The 18,657-nt window shown below is 71.2% G+C and carries 15 protein-coding genes and 1 tRNA gene; 9 read left to right on the top strand and 7 right to left on the bottom strand.

Annotation, left to right across the window (positions count from 1 at the left end; translation table 11 throughout):
- Window positions 1–93 precede the first annotated feature (93 nt).
- Complete coding sequence (locus tag B5D60_RS11815; protein WP_078700347.1) at window positions 94–969, top strand: helix-turn-helix transcriptional regulator; 876 nt, start codon at window positions 94–96, stop codon at window positions 967–969.
- Complete coding sequence (locus tag B5D60_RS11810; protein WP_078700346.1) at window positions 966–1,958, top strand: aldo/keto reductase; 993 nt, start codon at window positions 966–968, stop codon at window positions 1,956–1,958. The genes B5D60_RS11815 and B5D60_RS11810 overlap by 4 nt, the downstream gene beginning before the upstream one ends.
- Window positions 1,959–1,972: 14 nt before the next feature.
- Here the strand turns inward: B5D60_RS11810 and B5D60_RS11805 are convergent, their stop codons facing one another.
- The 3 genes from B5D60_RS11805 to B5D60_RS11795 all read right to left on the bottom strand — a co-directional run bounded on the left by B5D60_RS11805 (window position 1,973) and on the right by B5D60_RS11795 (window position 6,947).
- Window positions 1,973–2,734, bottom strand: a complete 762-nt coding sequence (locus B5D60_RS11805; protein ID WP_172806347.1) for an SDR family NAD(P)-dependent oxidoreductase — start codon at window positions 2,732–2,734, stop codon at window positions 1,973–1,975.
- A gap of 620 nt (window positions 2,735–3,354) precedes the next feature.
- Window positions 3,355–3,431: transfer RNA gene (locus B5D60_RS11800), tRNA-Met, on the bottom strand.
- A 72-nt stretch (window positions 3,432–3,503) separates the two neighbouring features.
- Window positions 3,504–6,947 carry a bifunctional proline dehydrogenase/L-glutamate gamma-semialdehyde dehydrogenase gene (locus B5D60_RS11795; RefSeq protein ID WP_078700344.1) on the bottom strand — a complete coding sequence of 1,148 codons (3,444 nt, stop codon included), beginning with the start codon at window positions 6,945–6,947 and terminating at the stop codon, window positions 3,504–3,506.
- A 115-nt stretch (window positions 6,948–7,062) separates the two neighbouring features.
- Here B5D60_RS11795 and B5D60_RS11790 point away from each other — a divergent pair, with 115 nt between their 5' ends.
- From B5D60_RS11790 to B5D60_RS11780, 3 genes are read left to right on the top strand one after another with little or no spacing between them, the layout of a single operon-like run.
- Window positions 7,063–7,971, top strand: a complete 909-nt coding sequence (locus B5D60_RS11790) for a LysR substrate-binding domain-containing protein (RefSeq protein WP_078700343.1) — start codon at window positions 7,063–7,065, stop codon at window positions 7,969–7,971.
- A 10-nt stretch (window positions 7,972–7,981) separates the two neighbouring features.
- Window positions 7,982–9,700, top strand: a complete 1,719-nt coding sequence (gene poxB, locus B5D60_RS11785) for a ubiquinone-dependent pyruvate dehydrogenase (RefSeq protein ID WP_078700342.1) — start codon at window positions 7,982–7,984, stop codon at window positions 9,698–9,700.
- A 33-nt stretch (window positions 9,701–9,733) separates the two neighbouring features.
- Window positions 9,734–10,201 (top strand): aminoacyl-tRNA deacylase, encoded by a 468-nt coding sequence (locus tag B5D60_RS11780; RefSeq protein WP_078700341.1) that lies wholly within the window; start codon window positions 9,734–9,736, stop codon window positions 10,199–10,201.
- Between the two features lie 21 nt (window positions 10,202–10,222).
- Here B5D60_RS11780 and B5D60_RS11775 read toward each other — a convergent pair whose 3' ends face one another.
- The 3 genes from B5D60_RS11775 to B5D60_RS11765 all read right to left on the bottom strand — a co-directional run bounded on the left by B5D60_RS11775 (window position 10,223) and on the right by B5D60_RS11765 (window position 14,803).
- Complete coding sequence (locus B5D60_RS11775; RefSeq protein WP_231948729.1) at window positions 10,223–13,057, bottom strand: UPF0182 family membrane protein; 2,835 nt, start codon at window positions 13,055–13,057, stop codon at window positions 10,223–10,225.
- Window positions 13,058–13,194: 137 nt separating this feature from the next.
- Window positions 13,195–13,740, bottom strand: a complete 546-nt coding sequence (locus tag B5D60_RS11770; RefSeq protein WP_197684312.1) for a PPA1309 family protein — start codon at window positions 13,738–13,740, stop codon at window positions 13,195–13,197.
- Entirely contained in the window at window positions 13,733–14,803 is a 1,071-nt protein-coding gene (locus B5D60_RS11765; RefSeq protein ID WP_078700339.1) for a YlbL family protein, read from the bottom strand. The genes B5D60_RS11770 and B5D60_RS11765 overlap by 8 nt, the downstream gene beginning before the upstream one ends.
- Window positions 14,804–14,865: 62 nt before the next feature.
- On the opposite strand from B5D60_RS11765, the gene B5D60_RS11760 reads away from it, so the two are divergent.
- Both B5D60_RS11760 and B5D60_RS11755 read left to right on the top strand, forming a co-directional pair.
- A complete protein-coding gene (locus B5D60_RS11760; RefSeq protein ID WP_078700338.1) occupies window positions 14,866–16,170 on the top strand; it encodes a zinc-dependent metalloprotease in 1,305 nt (434 codons plus the stop codon).
- Window positions 16,167–16,739, top strand: coding sequence for an NUDIX hydrolase (locus B5D60_RS11755; protein WP_078700337.1), 573 nt, complete (start codon window positions 16,167–16,169; stop codon window positions 16,737–16,739). Before B5D60_RS11760 ends, B5D60_RS11755 begins: the two co-directional genes overlap by 4 nt.
- On the opposite strand, the gene B5D60_RS11750 is transcribed toward B5D60_RS11755, so the two are convergent.
- Entirely contained in the window at window positions 16,663–17,169 is a 507-nt protein-coding gene (locus tag B5D60_RS11750; protein WP_078700336.1) for a M48 metallopeptidase family protein, read from the bottom strand. The two genes, B5D60_RS11755 and B5D60_RS11750, sit on opposite strands and share 77 nt — an antisense overlap.
- Before the next feature lie 409 nt (window positions 17,170–17,578).
- Here B5D60_RS11750 and B5D60_RS16955 point away from each other — a divergent pair, with 409 nt between their 5' ends.
- Complete coding sequence (locus B5D60_RS16955; protein WP_172806346.1) at window positions 17,579–17,737, top strand: DUF5679 domain-containing protein; 159 nt, start codon at window positions 17,579–17,581, stop codon at window positions 17,735–17,737.
- Between the two features lie 105 nt (window positions 17,738–17,842).
- On the top strand, window positions 17,843–18,637 hold the full coding sequence (locus tag B5D60_RS11745) for a hypothetical protein (RefSeq protein WP_078700335.1): 795 nt from the start codon (window positions 17,843–17,845) through the stop codon (window positions 18,635–18,637).
- The last annotated feature ends 20 nt before the right edge of the window (window positions 18,638–18,657 follow it).

Raw genomic sequence — 18,657 nt, 5'->3', positions numbered from 1 at the left:
AGTCAACGAGGTTCCCCGTGTGCGCGGGAGTCCCTGATGAGACGGGTACTCGCAGGGACTGGCTGGCGCGCTCCGGACTCGTACCGTGGTGGCATGACGCCGAAGGAAGAGATGCGCGACTTCCTCACCACTCGCCGCGCCAGGATCACCCCCGAGCAGGCGGGTCTCCCCGTCTACGGCGCGAACCGCCGCGTCACCGGGTTACGCCGCGAGGAGGTCGCCCTTCTGGCGGGCATCAGCGTGGAGTACTACACGCGACTCGAGCGCGGCAATGTCGGCGCCGTGTCCGAGGGTGTTCTCGACGGACTGACCCACGCCCTCCAGCTCGACGAGGCCGAACGCGACCACCTGTTCCGACTCGTGCAGACCAGCGCGACCCGCAAGCCCAGCCGCCGCCAGCCGACGCGCCGGCGGGTCCGGCCGACGATCCAGCGGATGCTCGAGCTGATGCCCTTCCCGGCCTACGTGCGCAACGGCCGCTTCGACGTGCTCGCCGCGAACGAACTCGGCAGAGCGCTGTACAGCCCGCTGTACGACGCGCTCGGCGACGACCCGAACAGCGCCCGGTACGTCTTCCTGGTTCCGGACGCGCACGAGTTCTTCACCGACTTCTCCCGCATCCAGCGCGATTCGGTCGCCTACCTGCGCGCCGAGGCGGGTCGCGATCCCTTCAGCAAGGAGCTGACCGAGCTCATCGGCGAGCTGTCGACACGCAGCGAGACCTTCCGCCAGCTGTGGGCCGCCCACGACGTCCGCCACCACCGCGCCGGGACGAAGCGACTCCATCACCCGCTCGTCGGCGACCTTGAGCTGGACTTCGAGGCGTTCGACCTACCAGCCGACGAAGGCCAGCGCCTCAACGTCTACACCGCGCCGCCGGACAGCGAAGCCGAGCAGGCCCTCGCCCTGCTCGCGAGCTGGACCGCACGACCTCCCACCGACTCGACCCAGGAGAACCGCCTCTCATGACGACCCGCACCCTCGGAGCATCCGGCCTCGAAGTCTCCGCCATCGGCCTCGGCTGCATGGGCATCAGCCAGGGCTTCGGCCCCTCCCCCGCCCGCCCACAGATGATCGCGTTCCTGCGCGAAGCCCTCGAGCGGGGCGTCACCCTCTTCGACACGGCCGAGGTCTACGGCCCGTACGAGAACGAGGACATCGTCGGCGAGGCGCTGGAGCCCGTTCGCGACGACGTCGTCATCGCTACGAAGTTCGGGTTCGCGTTCGACGACGACGGCAAGCAGACCGGCGTCTCCAGCCGGCCCGAGCACATCCGGGCGGCTGTCGACGGCTCGCTGCGGCGTCTACGCACTGGCGTGATCGACCTGCTCTACCAGCACCGGGTCGATCCGACCGTGCCGATCGAGGACGTCGCCGGCACCGTCAAGGAACTGATCGAGGCCGGCAAGGTCCGCCACTTCGGGCTCTCCGAGGCCGGACCCACCACGATCCGCCGTGCGCACGCCGTGCAGCCGGTCACGGCCCTGCAGAGCGAGTACTCGCTATTCTGGCGCGAGCCCGAGGATTCCGTCCTCACGACGGTGGAGGAGCTGGGCATCGGCTTCGTCCCGTTCAGTCCCCTGGGCCGCGGCCTGCTGACGGGACAGATCACCCGCGAGACCACGTTCGGGACGGGCGACATCCGCGCCGGGCTCCCGCGCTTCTCCCCGGAGGCGCTCGCGAAGAACCTGGACCTCGTCGACGTCGTCACCGTGATCGCCGAACGCCGCAGCGCCACTCCGGGCCAGGTCGCCCTCGCCTGGCTGCTGGCCCAGAGGCCGTGGATCGTCCCGATCCCGGGTACCCGGCGGATCGAGCGCCTCGACGAGAACCTCGGTGCCGCGTCCCTGGTGCTCGAGGACGAGGACCTCGCCGAGCTCTCGAGCGCCTCGGGCAGCATCGCGGTCCAGGGCAACCGCTACCCCGACGCCATGCAGCAGCTGATCGATCGCTCGTGACGCGGGGTTGGAATCTAGAGCGACCGGCGCGCCAGACTGAAGATCTGACCCGTGGGGCCGCCGACGCGTTGTCGCAGCAGCCAGCCGATCAGATCTCCGACTTCCTCTGGCGTCTTCACGCGTTCGCTGGGCAACCCGTCCGGCGCTTCGCCGACCGCGACGAGACCCTCGGTGAGCTTGGTGATGACGGGACCCGGGACGACCTCGTTCACATCGATCCCGTGAGCCCAGACCTCATCGGCGAGGATCTTGGTCAAGTGGCTCAAGCCGGCCTTTGAAGCGCCATAGGCCGAGAGGCCCGCCACCGCGTTGTGCCCGAGTCCCGAGCCGATCATGACGATCCGGCCGCTGCCGGCCTTGATCATGTGCGGCAACACGGCGTGGGTCATGTTGAAGGGGCCGATCAGATTCAGCGAGATGATGCCGGCCCAGACCGAGGGATCGGAGTCGGCGACCGTGCAGGGGCCGCCAGCGCCGGCATTGTTGATCAGGATGTCGATCTGACCGAAGGCGTCGAACGCGGTCTGGGCCATGCGGCTGCACGATTCGTAGTCGGCAACGTCCCCGGGGATGACCAGCGCAGAGCTGCCAAGGGCCTCGATCTCGGCGGCGACCTCGTCGAGCTCGGCCACCGTTCGCGACGTCAGAACGATGTTCGCACCCGAGCGCGCCAGGTCCAGGGCGCACGCGCGGCCGATTCCGCGGCCACTGCCGGTGATCACGGCTACCCGGCCGGCGACATCGTAGGCGTCGGCGTGCTGCGTCATGTTCGTCATCGGATGCCTCTTCGGGGATGGCCAGTGCACGGCGGACTGGCGTGGCCCCCAGTCTCGTGAGCCATCGGGCGTCGAGGAAGGCTCATCGGCCTGATGCGGTGATAGAGCGCCGCTATCGTCACCGCGATCGAGATCCGCTGACCCAGTCGCTCGCCGACCACTGACTCCACGTGGGGCCTCCGACAAGCAGCGCACCATCACCACCGGTGATCTCAAGGTCGTTGCCGTGGATCCCGTCAAGCCGGACGGTGACCGCGATCTCCGGTGGTTCGCAGGCGCGTTGGAACACCACGCCAACCACCCGGTCGGCCGCGCGATCTCTCGGCTCTCCACCAACGGCAACGTGCACGACGTGACTGAGGTCGCCGGTCGCGGGATCATGGGCTCGGTTGACCGACACCCCGTGCGTGTCGGGCGACCCGAGCGCCTGGGGCTGGAGCGGACCACCGTCGTGGGCGATCTGTGGCCAGCTCCTTCGCTGCCACGCGGTCGCTGCTCTCACGGCCGCAATGCTCCTCGCCGTCGCCCTGCGCTGCCATCAGCTTCTGACGGCAGCGGCCCACCACAGCCTCACCACGCATCAGGCCCGGAAATCCGTTGGATTTCCGGGCCTGATCTTCTGGTAGCGGGGGCAGGATTTGAACCTGCGACCTCTGGGTTATGAGCCCAGCGAGCTACCGAACTGCTCCACCCCGCGTTGCTCGGACAACATTACCGGAGGGTTACCGCGAGCCCAAATCGGGGTGGGTGTGTTCACGACCACGGCTCGTCAGGCGAGGTCGTCGGTCAGGTGGTTCGGCGTGCCGAAGCGGTGCGCCGTGATGCTGACGGCCTGCTCGTGCACGAACGGGAGCAGCTCCACGTGGCCAGCCTCGGTGGGGCGACTCGCGTAGATCGCGAGGTCCGGCTTGCCGCCGGTCGCCTCGGCCACCGCGGAGCGGCTTCCGCCGACCAGGCGGACCCGGCCGTTCGTGAGACGCGACGCCATCGCGATCCAGGTGGCGTCGTCCTCGATCATCACCGAGACCCCGAACGCGCGCAGCGTAGTGCGGACCGCCTCGGGCACGTCGATCGCCGACGACACCTGCAGCGGCGCGCCGGACGTCAGGCCGGCACCGAACACGCGCAGCGCGTCGACGAGCCGGGCGTCGTCAGCCAGGCGCACGTGCACCCGCGTCGGGACGTAGCGCAGGATGTTCCGCTCGACGGAGAGGTCCGAGACGTCGCGGGCGACGCCGAACTCCTCGCGCCACGCCTCCGCGTCGCTGCGGAAGCCGCGCTCCAGGAAATCCAGGTCGTCCGCCGGGAGGTGTGCCTCGCGCGCGGCCCGCAGCAGCCGCTCGGCCCGCGGCTCCGGACTCGCGACGGCCGACGACCGCGCGGACGTCCACTCACCGAGCCCGAAGAGGTAGTGCGGTCCGCCCGCCTTCGTGCCCGCGCCGATCGCCGACCTCTTCCAGCCGCCGAACGGCTGGCGGCGCACGATCGCGCCGGTGGTGCCGCGGTTCACGTAGAGGTTGCCCGACTGCACCCCGTCCAGCCAGACCGCGATCTCCTCGGGATCCAGCGCGTGGAGCCCGGCGGTGAGGCCGTAGTCGACCTGGTTCTGGATCTCGAGGGCCTCCTCCAGCGTCTCGGCGGTCATGAGGCCCATCACCGGGCCGAAATACTCGGTGAGGTGCGTGGTGGAGCCGCGCTTCACGCCCGCGCGGATGCCGGGCGACCACAGCTGGCCGGCGTCGTCGAGCCTCCGCGGCTCGACGAGCCACGACTCCCCCGCGTCGAGGGTGGTCAGCCCGCGCAGCAGCTTGCCACTCGCGGGCTCGATCAGCGGGCCCATCTGCGTCTCCGGGTCCGACGGCCAGCCCACGGTCAGCGACGACACGGCGTCGACCAGCTGCTCACGGAAGCGCTTCGAGGACGCGACCGAGCCGACGAGGATCACCAGCGATGCGGCCGAGCACTTCTGCCCCGCGTGGCCGAAGCCTGACGCCGCGATGTCCTTGGCGGCGAGGTCGAAGTCGGCCGACGGGGTGACGACGATGGCGTTCTTGCCGCTCGTCTCGGCGAGCAGTGGCAGGTCGGGACGGAAGCTGCGGAGCAGCTCGGCCGTCTCGTAGGCGCCCGTCAGGATCAGCCGGTCCACGCGCGGGTCGGACACGAGCCGCTGCCCGAGGTCCGACTCCTCCACGTGCACCAGCCGCAGCACCTCACGCGGCACGCCGGCCTCCCACAGCGCCTCGACCATGACCGAGCCACAGCGCGCGGCCTGCGGCGCCGGCTTGATCACCACGGCGGAGCCGGCGGCCAGCGCCGCGAGCGTGGAGCCTGCCGGGATCGCCACCGGGAAGTTCCACGGCGGCGTCACCACGGTCAGCCGCGACGGCACGAACGTGGCGCCGTCGACCGAGCCCAGCCCACGTGCCAGGTGCGCGTAGTAGCGCGCGAAGTCGATCGCCTCGGACACCTCGGGATCGCCCTGGTCGAGCGTCTTGCCCGCCTCCGAGGCCATGACCTCCAGCAGGTCCGCGCGGCGCTGCTCCAGGCGGAGTGCGGCGCGCTCGAGGATCTCGGCGCGCTCGGCGGCGGGACGGCGGCCCCAGGCCTCCCCCTCGGTGACGGCCGACGCGAGCACCGACTCCAGCGTGTCGGCGTCGGTCAGCGTGTGCTCCGCGACGAGGTCCTCGCCGAGCGTCGAGCCCGGGACCTTCGCCAGGATCTGCCGGCCCCAGGCCCGGTTGGCCGGGAGCGACGGGTCGGTGTCTGGGGTGTTCTCGAACGGCGCGCCGGGCTCGGTCTCGGCCACGGGAGCGGAGCGATCCTGCGTGCGGTTCGGCGCGGGCACCGAGTCGTCCAGCGCTGCCAGCGAGGCCAGGAAGCGATTCCTCTCACGCTCGAAGAGCTCGCTGTCGTCGTTGAGCTCGAACACGGCCGACATGAAGTTGTCGTGGCTCGCGCCCTCCTCGAGGCGGCGGATCAGGTAGGCGATCGCGACGTCGAAGTCCTTCGGGTGCACGACGGGCGTGTAGAGCAGCAGCCCGCCCACGTCGCGACGCACCACCTCGGCCTGGCTCTGCGCCATGCCCAGCAGCATCTCGATCTCGACCCCGTCGCGCACGCCCCGGTGACCCGCCAGCAGCCAGGCGTGGGCGAGGTCGAACAGGTTGTGCCCGGCCACGCCGATGCGCACGTTGGCGATCCGCTCGGGCTGCATCGCGTAGTCGAGCACGCGCTTGTAGTTCGTGTCGGACTCCTGCTTCGTCGACCAGGTCGCGAGCGGCCAGCCGTGGATCGCCGCGTCCACGCGCTCCATCGGCAGGTTGGCGCCCTTGACGACGCGCACCTTGATGCCCGCGCCTCCGCGCGCCCGGCGCGCGGCCGACCACTCCTGCAGGTGGATCATCGCGCCCACCGAGTCGGGCAGGTAGGCCTGCAGCACGATGCCCGCCTCGAGATCCTCGAGGCCCGGGGTGTCGAGGATTCTGGTGAAGACCGCGATCGTCAGGTCGAGGTCGTGGTACTCCTCCATGTCCAGGTTGATGAACTTCGGCGTCGCGGCCGCGGCGGCCTCGCGGTAGAGCGGAAGCAGGTTCTCCGCGACGTGGTCCACGGCCTCGTCGAACGCCCACGGCGAGTGCGGCGGCACGGTGGAGGACACCTTGATCGACACGTAGTCCACGTCCGGACGGGCCAGCAGCTCGTGCGTGCCCTCCAGACGGCGGGCGGCCTCACGCTCCCCCAGCACGGCCTCGCCCAGCAGATTGATGTTCAGCCGCACGCCGTCGCGGCGGATCTTCGCGATGCTGCGGCCCAGCCTCGCCTCGGTCGCGTCGACGATGAGGTGGCCGACGAGCGACCGCAGCGCGCGTCGCACGACCGGGATGACGAGTCGCGGCACCACGCGTCCGGCCAGCGCGCCGACGCGCACGGCGTTCCGCAGGTGCCACGGCAGGAACGCCGGGACGTCGGAGGCCAGGGCGGCGAAGTTCCGCGCCGCGATCCTCGGGTCCTCCGGGCGGATCACGCCATCGATGAAGCCCACCGTGAAGTCCAGTCCCTGGGGGTCCTTGAGCAGCCCGGCGAGCTGGGCACCGGCCTTGTCGGCGGGCACCTGGGCCGACTCGGCCAGCCAGCGGCGCACGAGCGCGACCGACTCGTCGGCCAGCGGGTCGGCGGTCGGCGGGGCGGGGACGGGGGTCACCTGGTCGATCACGGGGAGGCCTTCCGAGCGGGGAGATCAGGGCGTGATCCCAGTGTGAGCCGCACCACGAGTTAAGGTAAAGCGATCTTTTGTGACCGGTATCGATCAGATTAACTGAAGGATTTCCATGCTCGACGTCCGCCGCCTCCGCCTCCTGCGCGAACTGCAGATCCGCGGCACCCTGGCCAGCGTCGCGGCCGCCCTGCACCAGTCGCCCTCGTCCGTCTCGCAGCAGCTCTCGCTGCTCGAGCAGGAGGTCGGGGTCGAGCTGCTGCGCAAGGTCGGTCGCCGCGTCCAGCTCACCCCGCAGGCCGAGATCCTCGTCGAGCACACGTCGGCGGTCCTCGAGCGGTTGGAGCGGGCCGAGTCGGACCTGGCGGGCTCCCTCGACGAGGCCACGGGCACGTTCCGGCTCGCGGTGTTCCAGTCCGTCGCGCTGGCGCTGATGCCGGCGACGCTGTCGATCCTGGAGACCGAGCACCCCCGCCTGCGCGTGACGATGACGCAGCGCGAGCCCGAGTCGGCCCTCCACGAGACCTGGGCACGGGAGTTCGACCTCGTGATCGCCGAGAAGTACCCGGGCCACAACACGCCGTGGCACCCGGAGCTGGACGCGGTCGACCTGACCACCGACGAGGTCCGCCTGGCCGTCCCGCCCGCCGGCCGTCGGTTCGGCGACATCACCTCGATCGCCGGGGCCGCGGACGCGCCTTGGGTCATGGAGCCGCCCGGCGTCGCCTCACGGCACTTCGCCGAGCAGGCCTGCCGGGTGGCCGGCTTCGAGCCCGACGTCCGCTACGAGACCGCGGACCTGCAGGCGCAGATCAGCCTCATCGAGTCGGGTCACGCCGTGGCCCTGCTGCCCGACCTGCTGTGGCTCAACCGCGAGCCGCCGGTGGCGCTGCACCGGCTGGAGGGCCGCCCGCACCGCACGATCTTCACGTCCGCGCGGCGCGCCTCGGCCCACTCCCCCGGCGTCACGGCGACCCGGGAGGCGCTGTCGCGCGCGGTGGCGGAGGGTCGCACCCGGGCCTAGCGTCGAGACCATGGCCACCATCGCGAAGAACATCGTCGACACGCTCGAGGCCAACGGGGTCGAGCGCGTCTACGGCATCCCCGGCGACTCCCTCAACGGGTTCACCGACGCGTTGCGGACGTCGGAGGTGGAGTGGGTCCAGGTCCGCCACGAGGAGGCCGCTGCCTTCGCCGCCGCGGGCGAGGCCGCGACGACGGGACGGCTGGCCGTGTGCGCCGGCAGCTGCGGCCCGGGCAACCTCCACCTGATCAACGGCCTCTACGACGCGAACCGGTCGCGCGTTCCGGTGCTCGCCATCGCCGCGCACATCCCCACGTCGGAGATCGGCACCGGCTACTTCCAGGAGACCCACCCGCAGGAGCTGTTCCGCGAGTGCAGCGTCTACGTGGAGCACGTCTCGAGCCCCTCCCAGATGCCGCGGATGATGCGGATCGCGATGCAGGCGGCCATCGAGAAGCAGGGCGTCGCGGTGCTGGTGGTGCCCGGCGACGTCGCGCTGATGGAGGCGAACGACGAGACCATCACGGTGGTGCGCGAGTCCGAGCCCCGCGTCACCCCCTCGCCCGCCGAGCTGCAGCGCGCCGCCGGCCTGCTGAACGGCGCCGGCAAGGTGACGATCCTCGCGGGTGCAGGCTGCGCGGGGGCGCACGACGAGCTGCTCACGCTGGCCGACCACCTCGGCGCGCCCGTCGTGCACGCCCTGCGCGGCAAGGAGCACGTCGAGTGGGAGAACCCGTTCGACGTGGGCATGACCGGCCTGCTGGGCTTCGCCTCGGGCTACCGGGCCATCGAGGCGTGCGACGCCCTCCTGATGCTCGGCACCGACTTCCCCTACCCCGACTTCTACCCGGACGCGACGATCATCCAGGTCGACGTGCGGGGCGAGCAGCTCGGCCGCCGCGTCCCGCTCGACCTCGGCCTGGTCGGCACGGTGCGCGACACCACCAGGGCGCTGCTCCCGCTGCTCGACCGCAAGGAGAGGCGCAAGCACCTCGACGACTCCCTGTCCCACTACGCGAAGACGCGCGAGAGGCTCGACGACCTGGCCGAGCCGGTCAAGGAGGGGCGCGCCCAGCACCCGCAGTTCGTGGCGCGGACGATCGACCGCCTCGCCGCCGACGACGCGGTCTTCCTGCCCGACGTCGGATCGCCCGTCATGTGGGCGGCCCGCTACCTGCACATGAACGGCCGCCGCCGCCTGGTCGGCTCGTTCAGCCACGGCTCGATGGCCAACGCCGTGTCGCAGGCGATCGGTGTGCAGTCGGCCCACCCCGACCGCCAGGTGGTCGCGCTCGCGGGCGACGGCGGGCTCACCATGATGCTCGGCGAGCTGATCACCCTCGTCCAGGAGGAGCTGCCGGTGAAGGTCGTGGTGTTCGAGAACAGCTCGCTGAACTTCGTCGAGCTGGAGATGAAGGCCGCCGGCTTCGTGAACTGGGGCACGGGCCTGCACAACCCCGACTTCGCGCAGGTGGCCGAGTCCATCGGCCTGCGTGGCATCCGGGTGGACCGGTCGGCCGACCTCGAGCCCGCCCTCGCCGAGGCGTTCGCCCACGACGGGCCGGCGCTCGTCAACGTCATCACCGAGCGCCAGGAGGTGACGGTGCCACCGTCGGTCACCGCCGCGCAGCTCAAGGGCTTCTCGCTGTACGCCCTGCGCACCGTCATGTCGGGTCGCGGCGACGAGCTCGTCGACCTGGCCCGCGCCAACCTGCGCCAGGTGCTCTGAGCGGACCCCGGCGAGCGGACCTAGGCTCGGCACATGAGCGAGGAACGCGCCATCGCCGCCCTGGACGCCGCGGGCGTCCGCCACACGGTCACCCGTCACGGGCAGGTCGGTTCGCTGGCCGAGGCCGCCGCCGCACGCGGCGTCGATCCCGATCGCATCGTCAAGACCCTGGTGGTGCGGCGGTCGGGTGAGGAGTACCTGTTCGTCCTCGTGCCGGGCGATCGCCAGATCAGCTGGCCCAAGCTCCGGGCGGTACTGGGTGTCTCGCGGCTGTCGATGCCGCCGGCCGAGGACGCCTTCGCGGCCACCGGCTACGAGCGCGGCACGATCACCCCGTTCGGCTCGACCCACGCCTGGCCGGTGATCGCCGACGCCGCGGTGGAGGGCACGATCTCACTCGGCGCGGGCGCCCACGGCGTGGCCGTGACGGTGGAGTCCGCCGACGTGATCGCCGCGCTGGACGCCACCGTGGCCGACGTCACCGACTCCCCCACCGACTGACGGCGGGGGCGCCGGCGGCGACTACTCGCCGAGGAGCCGCTGGGCGGCCTCGAGCGCGTTGGCCATCGAGTCGATCCGGGCCTGGTAGGTGGCGAGGTCGCCGTCCTCCAGGGCCGCCTGCGCCTGGTCGTAGTACTCCGACGCGTCGGCGAGGTACTGCTCGGCCGTCTTGACCTCGCCCCCGCCCCCGCCGCCGGCGTCGCCGTCGGGCGCCGGCTCGTCGGGCTCGGGCGGGCGGGTCTCCGTCAGGCCCAGCGCCACGCGCAGCGCCTCGTCGAGGGTCTGGCCCACGCCGACGCCCTCACCGAAGGTCGCGGTGATCAGCTGGAGCACCGGGTAGGAGCCCTCGCCCACGCGCTGGATGTAGATCGGCTGCACGTAGAGCATCGCGCCGCCGACCGGCAGGGTCAGCAGGTTGCCGCGCAGGATCCTGGTGTTCTGCGACTGCTCGTACTGCAGCAGCGCCGCACGCACCCCGGCATCGGACTCGAACTGCGCCGCGATCTGGTTCGGGCCACCGACCCGGGTGTCGCTCGGCAGCTCCAGGATCTGCACCTTGCCGTAGTTCTCGGTGTCGGACGCCTCGGAGTTGACGCTCATGAACGACGCCAGGTTCTGACGGTTGTTCGGCAGGTAGACGCTGGTCAGGCTGAACCGCGAGGCCTCGTCGCCGGGACGGCTCATCGAGAGGTAGTACGGCGGCTGCTTCGTGTTGCCGGAGGCCGAGGGGTCCTCGGGGATCTTCCAGCGCTCGCCGTCCTCGTAGAACGTCTGGGCGTTGGTCACGTGGTAGCGGCTGAGCACGTCGCGCTGCACCTTGAACAGGTCCACCGGGTAGCGCAGGTGCTGCAGCAGCGACTCGCTGATCTCCGACTTCGGCTGCACCACGTCGGGGAAGACCTTCGACCACGTCTTCAGGATCGGGTCCTCGGTGTCCCACTCGTAGAGCTTCACCGTGCCGTCGTAGGCGTCGACCACGGCCTTGACCGAGTTGCGCATGTAGTTGACCTGATCGGTCGGCAGCGCGATCTGGCTGGCGCCGTCGGTCAGCGTGTCGCTCGTGGCCTCGGCCAGGGAGCGCGACTCGGAGTACGGGTAGGAGTTGCTGGTCGTGTAGCCGTCGACGATCCAGACGACCTTGCCGTCGACGACCGCGGGGTACGTGTCGCCGTCGAGCGTCAGCCACGGCGCGACCTTGCGGACGCGGTCGCGCGGGTGACGGTCGTAGATGATCTTGGAGTTGCTGTTGACGCGGTCCGACAGCACGATCTTGGGCTCGGCGAACTTGAACGCGTAGAGCACCTGGTTGAACAGCGAGCCCATCTCGACGCCGCCCTTGCCGTCGTACGTGTTGGCCGTGGAGTCGCCGTCGCCGGCCTCCTCCTCAGCCGTGCCGCCGCCACGGGGCGTGTCGACCTCGATGGGGTTGGCGCCGTCGGGACGACCCACGATCGAGTAGGCCGGGGACTTCTCGCCGAAGTAGATCCGCGGCGCGTCCTCGAACTCCAGCTCGCCGGTGGGCGGGATGTCCTTCGCGACCCACACCGGCTCGCCCTGCGAGCCGCGCTTGTTGCCGTAGGCCGCGATGACGCCGTAGCCGTGGGTGTAGACCGTGTGGTCGTTCGACCACGTGCGCTGCGTCGACTGCAGGCCGTCGAGGTCGACCTCGCGCGCCGCGATGATGACGTCCTGCGGCTGCGGGTCGTCGCCGATCGCGTAGCGGTCGACGTCGAGCGTGCTCTGCACCGTGTAGTAGCCGCGCACCTGCTGCAGCTGCTGGAAGGCCGGGGAGATCAGGGTGGGGTCGAGCAGACGCGTGCTGACGCGCGCCTCGGCCGAGGCGTTCAGCTCCTGCGGGGTCAGCTCGGTCTTGGCCGAGTAGTCCTGCGTCTGGACGTCGGCGACGTCGAAGGCCTCGCGCGTCCCCTCGATGTTCTTCTCCAGGTACGGACCCTCGCGGTCGGGCTCGGAGGGGTTGACCTGGAACTGCTGCATGATCGCGGGCCACGCGGCGCCGATCAGCAGCGACGTGAGGAACCACAGGCCCAGGCCCAGCGCCGGCAGGGTCCAGGAGCGCAGGAAGATCGTGGAGAAGAACATCAGCGCGCACAGGATCGCGACGATCATGAGGATGTTCTTGGCCGGGATCTCGGCGTTCGCCCCGGTGTACTTGATGCCGTCGAACAGGCCCGAGCTGTCGTAGGCCATCGCGTAGCGGTCGAGCCAGTACTTCGCGGCCCGCACGAGCATCGCCAGGCCGATGAGCACGGCCACCTGGACCTGGGCGGCGCGACTGAAGCTGGGGCCCTTGTTGCCCAGCCGGACCCCGCCGAAGACGTAGTGCACGAACACGACCGCGATGGCGGTGATGAGCAGCAGGGCGAACAGGAACGACACGATGAACTGCAGCCACGGCATGTCGAAGACGTAGAAGCCCACGTCCTTGCCGAAGTGGGGGTCCTTGGTGCCGAAGGGCTCGCCGTTGCGCCACAGCTGGAACGTCTCCCAGCGGCTGCTGCCGATGATGCCGGAGAAGAAGCCGACGAAGCCGGCGACGGCCAGCAGCGCCCACTTGGCGATCGGGGCGATCGCCAGGCGGTACCGGGCGGCGGGATCGTCGCGACGCAGCCCCAGCGGGTTCGGGCGGTTGCGGTGCGCCAGCCAGATATTCGCGCCGACCAAGAGCGCACCGAAGAGGGCGAAGGCCACGAAGAGCACACCGCGCGAGATCAGGACGGTGGTGAAGACGCCCTGGAAGTCGACCGAGCCGTACCAGAGGCGCTCGGTCCAGAGGCTGACGAACAGCGATCCGAGGACCAGCAGGGCGGCCAACGTGACGATCGTGGGGATCAGCACTCTCCGCCCTCGGTCGGAACGCGGTTCAGGCTCGCGTCGAGGGGGTGTCGATCCGAAGATGTCGCTCACGGTGCTCCTGGCTCACAACGGTGTGGGTCTGGTGCCGTCAGCCTACGGGGTGCGGAATAACCACCGTGTCAGGAGTCCTCGGCGAGGGTCTGCGCCAGCAGGTCGACGAGTCCGGGCACGAGATCGGGCCCCTCGATCAGCGGCGCGTCCTCGGGGGAGCGCGGGCGCACCGCCACGTGCGCCGACCCGTCGCGCAGGACCGCCGCGACGATCCGCATCTCCTGCCGATCGGGGTGCTGGGCGGCGAAGTCGGCCACCGCCGCGGGGTCGCTCGGGAGGTGGTCCTCGGCCTCGGCCGGGAGGGTGATCCGCTCCATCACCACGGCGCACCCGGCGACCTCGGCGGGCCAGCCGATCTCGGGCAGCAGGTCCTCGACCTCGCGGTCGTGCGGCAGCTCCTGCTCGATCGGCGTGTACGAGTCGGGGTCACCCAGCTCGTCGGCCAGCTCGGGCTGGGCGGCCAGCAGGTCGCCGGTCAGGACGAGGGCGAACAGCCGGGGCGCCTGGTCCCAGCCGCCGTCGTTCACGTGGCCCTCCACCTCGAGGGCGGCGCGTCGCACGGGCGAGTCGGCCCCCAGGCCGCCGCCACTCACGGTCAGCTCCGGATCACTCACAGCTCGACACCTCCGCCTTCGGGTCCTTCGCGAGCGTGCCCAGCGCATCGATCGCGTCCTGCAGCTTCCCCACCTTCACCAGCGTCATGCCGAAGTCATCTCCCTGGGTCGCCTCGTCGCAGTTGTCCGCGGGCACGAGGAAGATGTCAGCACCCGACTCAGCGGCGCCGGCCATCTTCTGGCGCACGCCACCGATGGAGCCGACCGTGCCCTCAGGATCGATCGTGCCGGTTCCGGCCACGTTCTGCCCGCCGGTGAGCGCGCCGGGCGTCAGCGCGTCGTAGATCGCCAGGGCGAACATCGTCCCCGCGCTCGGGCCGCCGACGCGGTCGCCGATGTGGTTCTGGATCTCGATCGGGAACTGGAAGGTCGAGCCGACGGCGATGCCGATGCGCGCCTTGTCGGGGTCGTCGTCCATCGCGGTCGTCGTGAGCTTGACGGTCCCGTCGCGGCCGTCCCTGCGGTAGCCGATCGTGACCTCGTCGCCGGGCTTGCGTGCCCCGATCGCCTGGCCCACGGCCTCCTGCGAGGCGACCTTGCGACCGTCGACGGTGAGCAGGATGTCGTCCACCTGCAGCTTGCCCTCGGCGGGACCGTCCTCGACCACGCCGGCCACCTTCGGGACCTCGGCGACCTCGCGGCCGGCCGCCCGCAGCGCCGCGGCACGTGACGCGTCCTGGGAGCTGGCGAGCTCGGCGGCACCCGCGGCCTTGGACTGCTCGTCCGTCTGGCGGTCGGGGTACAGGAAGTCGTGGGGCACGACCGCGACGTCGGGATCGAGCCAGCCCTCGATCGCGCCGGCGAGCGACATCCTCGACTCGGCGCGGGTGACCGAGACCGTGGTGAAGTCCAGGCGGCCGTCGGTGGGATACGTGCGCACGTCGTCGCCGAACGTCAGCATCGGGGTGCCGTCGAGCTCGCCGAGGGTGTTGAACACCGGGCCCGGCCGCATCGTCACGAACGGGACGGGCAGGAAGGCCACGAGGCACGTCAGCACCGTCACGACGGCCAGGCCGACGGACAGGGTGAGGGTGCGGCGACTCAGGCGCAGCGGCGATGACACATCGATCACCCTAGAGGCACGGTGGAAATCCCGCGTTGGGCCGGAGCGCCTAGGCTGGCCCCATGGCCGAGGAACCCCGCGAGGACCCCCAGAATCCCTTCAAGGGCACGCCCTTGGAGGGCCTGTTCGGACAGATGGGCGCAGGTCAGTTCGACCTCGGCCAGATGATGTCCCAGATGCAGCGGATGTTCGAGCCGCACGAGGGCACCGTGAACTACACGCTCGCCGCCGACGTGGCCCGCCACGCCGTGGCCGCCGCGGGCGAGGACCCGAGCCCCCACAGCGGTCAGGCCGGCGCCGTCGCCGACGCCGCGCGTCTGGCCGAGATGTGGCTCGACAAGGCCACCGACGTGCCCGCGACGGCCACCTCCGCGCTGGCGTGGAGCCGCGCCGACTGGGTCGAGCAGACGATGGCCAGCTGGCAGGTCATGGTCGAGCCGGTGGCCGAGCACGTCGTGGCCTCGATGGGCGACGCCATGCCGCCCGAGGCCAAGGCGATGGCCGGCCCTCTCCTCGGCATGCTCAACCAGGCCGGCGGCGCCATGTTCGGCCAGCAGATCGGGTCGGCCATCGGCGCGTTGGCCACCGAGGTCCTCTCCTCCACCGAGGTGGGCCTGCCGCTCGGGCCCGAGCACGTGGCTGCCGTACTGCCGCACAACATCAGCGCCTTCGCCACCGACCTCGAGGCCAGCCAGGCCGACGTGCTGCTCTACGTGATGCTGCGCGAGGCCGCCCACCACCGCCTCTACGCGCACGCCACCTGGCTGCGTGCCGCGGTGCTCGGCGCGATCGAGGACTTCGCCCGCGGCATCCGCATCGACACCGGCGCCATCGAGGAGCAGATGCGCTCGATCGACCCGACGAACCCCGAGGCCATGCAGGAGGCCCTGTCGGGAGGACTGTTCGACCCGGCGCCCACACCCGAGCAGGAGCGCGCCAAGGAGCGCCTCGAGCTGCTCCTCGCGCTCATCGAGGGCTGGGTCGACGAGGTCGTGGCCCGCGCCACCGCCGACGTGATGCCGGCCGCGCCCGCGCTGGCCGAGGCGATGCGTCGCCGCCGGGCCACCGGCGGCCCGGCCGAGGACACGTTCGCCTCGCTGGTCGGCCTCGAGCTGCGCCCGCGCCGCCTGCGCGACGCCGCCAACCTGTGGTCGGCGCTGCGCGACCGCCGCGGCCCCGAGGCGCGCGACGCCGTCTGGAGCCACCCCGATCTGCTGCCGACGTCGGCCGATCTCGACGATCCGCTCGGCTTCTGCGAGAACCAGACCGCCGAGCTGAGCGACGCCGACTTCGACGCCGCGCTGCAGGAGCTGCTCTCCTCGGACGACCCGGGCGAGACCGGCGACTCCCCCGACGACCGCGCGTGAGCCTGACCTCCGACATCCGCGCCGTGCTGGCGCGGTGGTCGTCGCCGGACGCCGAGCAGGAGCACCTGCGCGCGCTGTTCGCCGACCACGCCGGGGCCCACGACGATCCGGGCGCCCGCGCCTGCGCGCCCGACCACGTCACCGCCAGCGCCCTCGTGGTCTCGGCCGACCACGAGCACGCGGCCCTCGTGCTGCACCCGAAGTTCGGCCGCTGGCTGCAGACCGGGGGCCACTGCGAGGACGTCGACCCGTCTCTCGCCGAGGCGGCGCGGCGCGAGGCACAGGAGGAGACGGGCATCGCCGGCCTGGCGATCGATCCCGAGCCCGTCCTGCTGTCGCGCCACCCGGTGTACTGCCACGAGGGCGGTCATCACCTCGACGTGCAGTTCGTGGCGGTGGCCCCGCCGGGCGCCGAGCCCCAGTGCTCGGAGGAGTCCGACGACGTGCGGTGGTTCGCGCTGGACGACCTGCCCCGGCCCACCGACGACTCGGTCAGGGCTCTCGTCGCTGCTGCCAGGTCACGCCTTCGAGGAACCCCATCGCCTCGTCCGTCCGCGGGTAGCGACTGACGATCGCGTCGAACCGTGGCCCGTGGCCCGAGACCACCAGATGGGTCAGCTCGTGCACCAGCACCGCGTCGACGACGTGGTCGGGCATCGACTGCAACCGGTGGGACAGCCGGATCGTCCGGTCGATCGGCGTGCAGGAGCCCCAGCGCGAGTTCTGGTTGGTGACCCAGCGGACCGACGCGGGCTCGGGAGCCTCGGGGACATACAGCCTCGCGAGCTCGGACGCGCGACGGGCGAGGCCGGCGTCGGAGCGCGGCGCGGCGCGCTTCTGCTCGCGGGCGTCGAGCTTGGCGACCATCTCGGCCACGGCGCGGCGCTCCTCCCGCCGTGACATCGACGCCGGGATCATCACGATCGTGCGGTCGCCCTCACGGCGCGCACTGACGGTGCGGGTGCGGCGCGCGCTGCGGCGCACCTCGATCTCGGCCATGTCCCCACCGTAGAGCGCGGTCCCGACGGTCCGGAGGAGGCCGCGCGTGGCCGCGGATCACCTCGTGCGTTCGTCCACAGGCCGACGGGACGTCTGCGCAGGTCAGAGGCCACTTCGACCGTCCTCATCTGGCGTCGAGGAGGCACTGTCCACACCGATCCCCACACCGGCGCACGGCGATCCCCACACGATGTGCACAACATTGTCCACAGGCGGTGGACAGAGCCTCGGACGAGCCATTGACCGTGCACGCCGGGAGGGCCTACCTTGAGCGCAGTCGAAGCCCCGGTCCGACGCGCAAGGGGAAGGCGCGCCGGTCGGGGCTTCGGCCTTGCCTGCCACGTTTTTGCGCTTAGGCTGAGCGTGACCTGTGCCACATTCGGCGGCACACATCGGCAAGGAGGCCGCTATGGCGGAGACATGGACCGGCGAGTTCTACTGCGTGAAGTGCAAGGACAAGCGCGAGACCAGCGGTGAAGTCCAGGTCAGCGAGAAGGGCACCCGCATGGCCAAGGGCATCTGCCCCGAGTGCGGGACCAAGCTCAACCGCATCCTCGGCAAGGCCTGAGCGTCGCGGCGGGGGCGACAGGCTCGCCCCCGCCGCCTCCCCCTGCGGACGTCGTCCCTGTGGATCGACGTCCCAAGGGGGTGCCGAACCGGCCACGATGGCCCGATGGCGCACCCCTCCCTTGCTCGCGGCCCGCGACTCCTGCCCGGTGCGCTGCTGCTGCGCCGCGACGCCCGGAACCTCCAGCTGGGCACCAGCCCCGGCATCGTGCTCCGTGACCGGCCGGGCCTCGCCCGAGTCCTGCGCCTCCTCGACGGCTCCCTGCCGCTCCCCCTGCTGACCGAGCTCGTGGCGCGCGACGTCCCCGAGTTCGCCGACGATCTCGCGAGCACCCTGCACCGCCTCGTCGCGGCCGGCGCCGTGCTGCGTCCCGTGTCTCCCGCCGACGGCCTGCGCGTGGCCGTGCGTCATGATCGCTCCACCTCCGCCTTCGCCGCCCTGCTCACCGACGCGGTGGGGCAGCCGGCGATCGAGCCCGAGATCGAGGTCCTGGTCAGCGCTGGCGAGCCCGCACGATCGACCTTCGAGCACCTCGTCAGTGGTGGGGTGGTGCACCTGCCCGTCGTGCTCGACGAGCGGCGGGTGCGGATCGGGCCGCTCGTCGCGCCGGGGTTCTCGCCGTGCCTGGGCTGTCTCGACGCCCACGTGGCCGCGGCCGATCCCACTTGGTCCGTGCTCGTGCCGCAGTTCGAGCAGGCGCGCCTCCTCGACCCGGCCCTGCCGCCCGGCGTGCTCCACCGCGCGGCCGCGGAGGTGCTGCACCACCTCGACTGCCTCGGCGAGGGACGGCGCCCGCCCAGCCTCGGGCGCGTCGTGTCGGTGGGTCCGGCGCACGGGCTGAACGACGTGGACGACGTGCCCTTCGCGCCCGACTGCCCGTGCCGGCTGCTCGCCGCATGACCGGTCCGATGCGGCCCTCG

Origin of the sequence: Aeromicrobium choanae (assembly GCF_900167475.1) — a bacterium.
Taxonomy (GTDB): domain Bacteria; phylum Actinomycetota; class Actinomycetes; order Propionibacteriales; family Nocardioidaceae; genus Aeromicrobium; species Aeromicrobium choanae.
The sequence above is the reverse complement of the archived record's forward strand: the minus strand, read 5'-3'. Positions and strand labels throughout refer to the sequence as shown.

What these genes read in the sequence shown, in the direction of transcription:
- B5D60_RS11750 (WP_078700336.1), bottom strand. Translation starts at nt 17,169, where the DNA reads ATGGCCGAGATCGAGGTGCGCCGCAGCGCGCGCCGCACCCGCACCGTC.
- poxB (WP_078700342.1), top strand. Translation starts at nt 7,982, where the DNA reads ATGGCCACCATCGCGAAGAACATCGTCGACACGCTCGAGGCCAACGGG.
- B5D60_RS11815 (WP_078700347.1), top strand. Translation starts at nt 94, where the DNA reads ATGACGCCGAAGGAAGAGATGCGCGACTTCCTCACCACTCGCCGCGCC.
- B5D60_RS11760 (WP_078700338.1), top strand. Translation starts at nt 14,866, where the DNA reads ATGGCCGAGGAACCCCGCGAGGACCCCCAGAATCCCTTCAAGGGCACG.
- B5D60_RS11745 (WP_078700335.1), top strand. Translation starts at nt 17,843, where the DNA reads ATGGCGCACCCCTCCCTTGCTCGCGGCCCGCGACTCCTGCCCGGTGCG.
- B5D60_RS11780 (WP_078700341.1), top strand. Translation starts at nt 9,734, where the DNA reads ATGAGCGAGGAACGCGCCATCGCCGCCCTGGACGCCGCGGGCGTCCGC.
- B5D60_RS11810 (WP_078700346.1), top strand. Translation starts at nt 966, where the DNA reads ATGACGACCCGCACCCTCGGAGCATCCGGCCTCGAAGTCTCCGCCATC.
- B5D60_RS16955 (WP_172806346.1), top strand. Translation starts at nt 17,579, where the DNA reads ATGGCGGAGACATGGACCGGCGAGTTCTACTGCGTGAAGTGCAAGGAC.
- B5D60_RS11805 (WP_172806347.1), bottom strand. Translation starts at nt 2,734, where the DNA reads ATGACGAACATGACGCAGCACGCCGACGCCTACGATGTCGCCGGCCGG.
- B5D60_RS11790 (WP_078700343.1), top strand. Translation starts at nt 7,063, where the DNA reads ATGCTCGACGTCCGCCGCCTCCGCCTCCTGCGCGAACTGCAGATCCGC.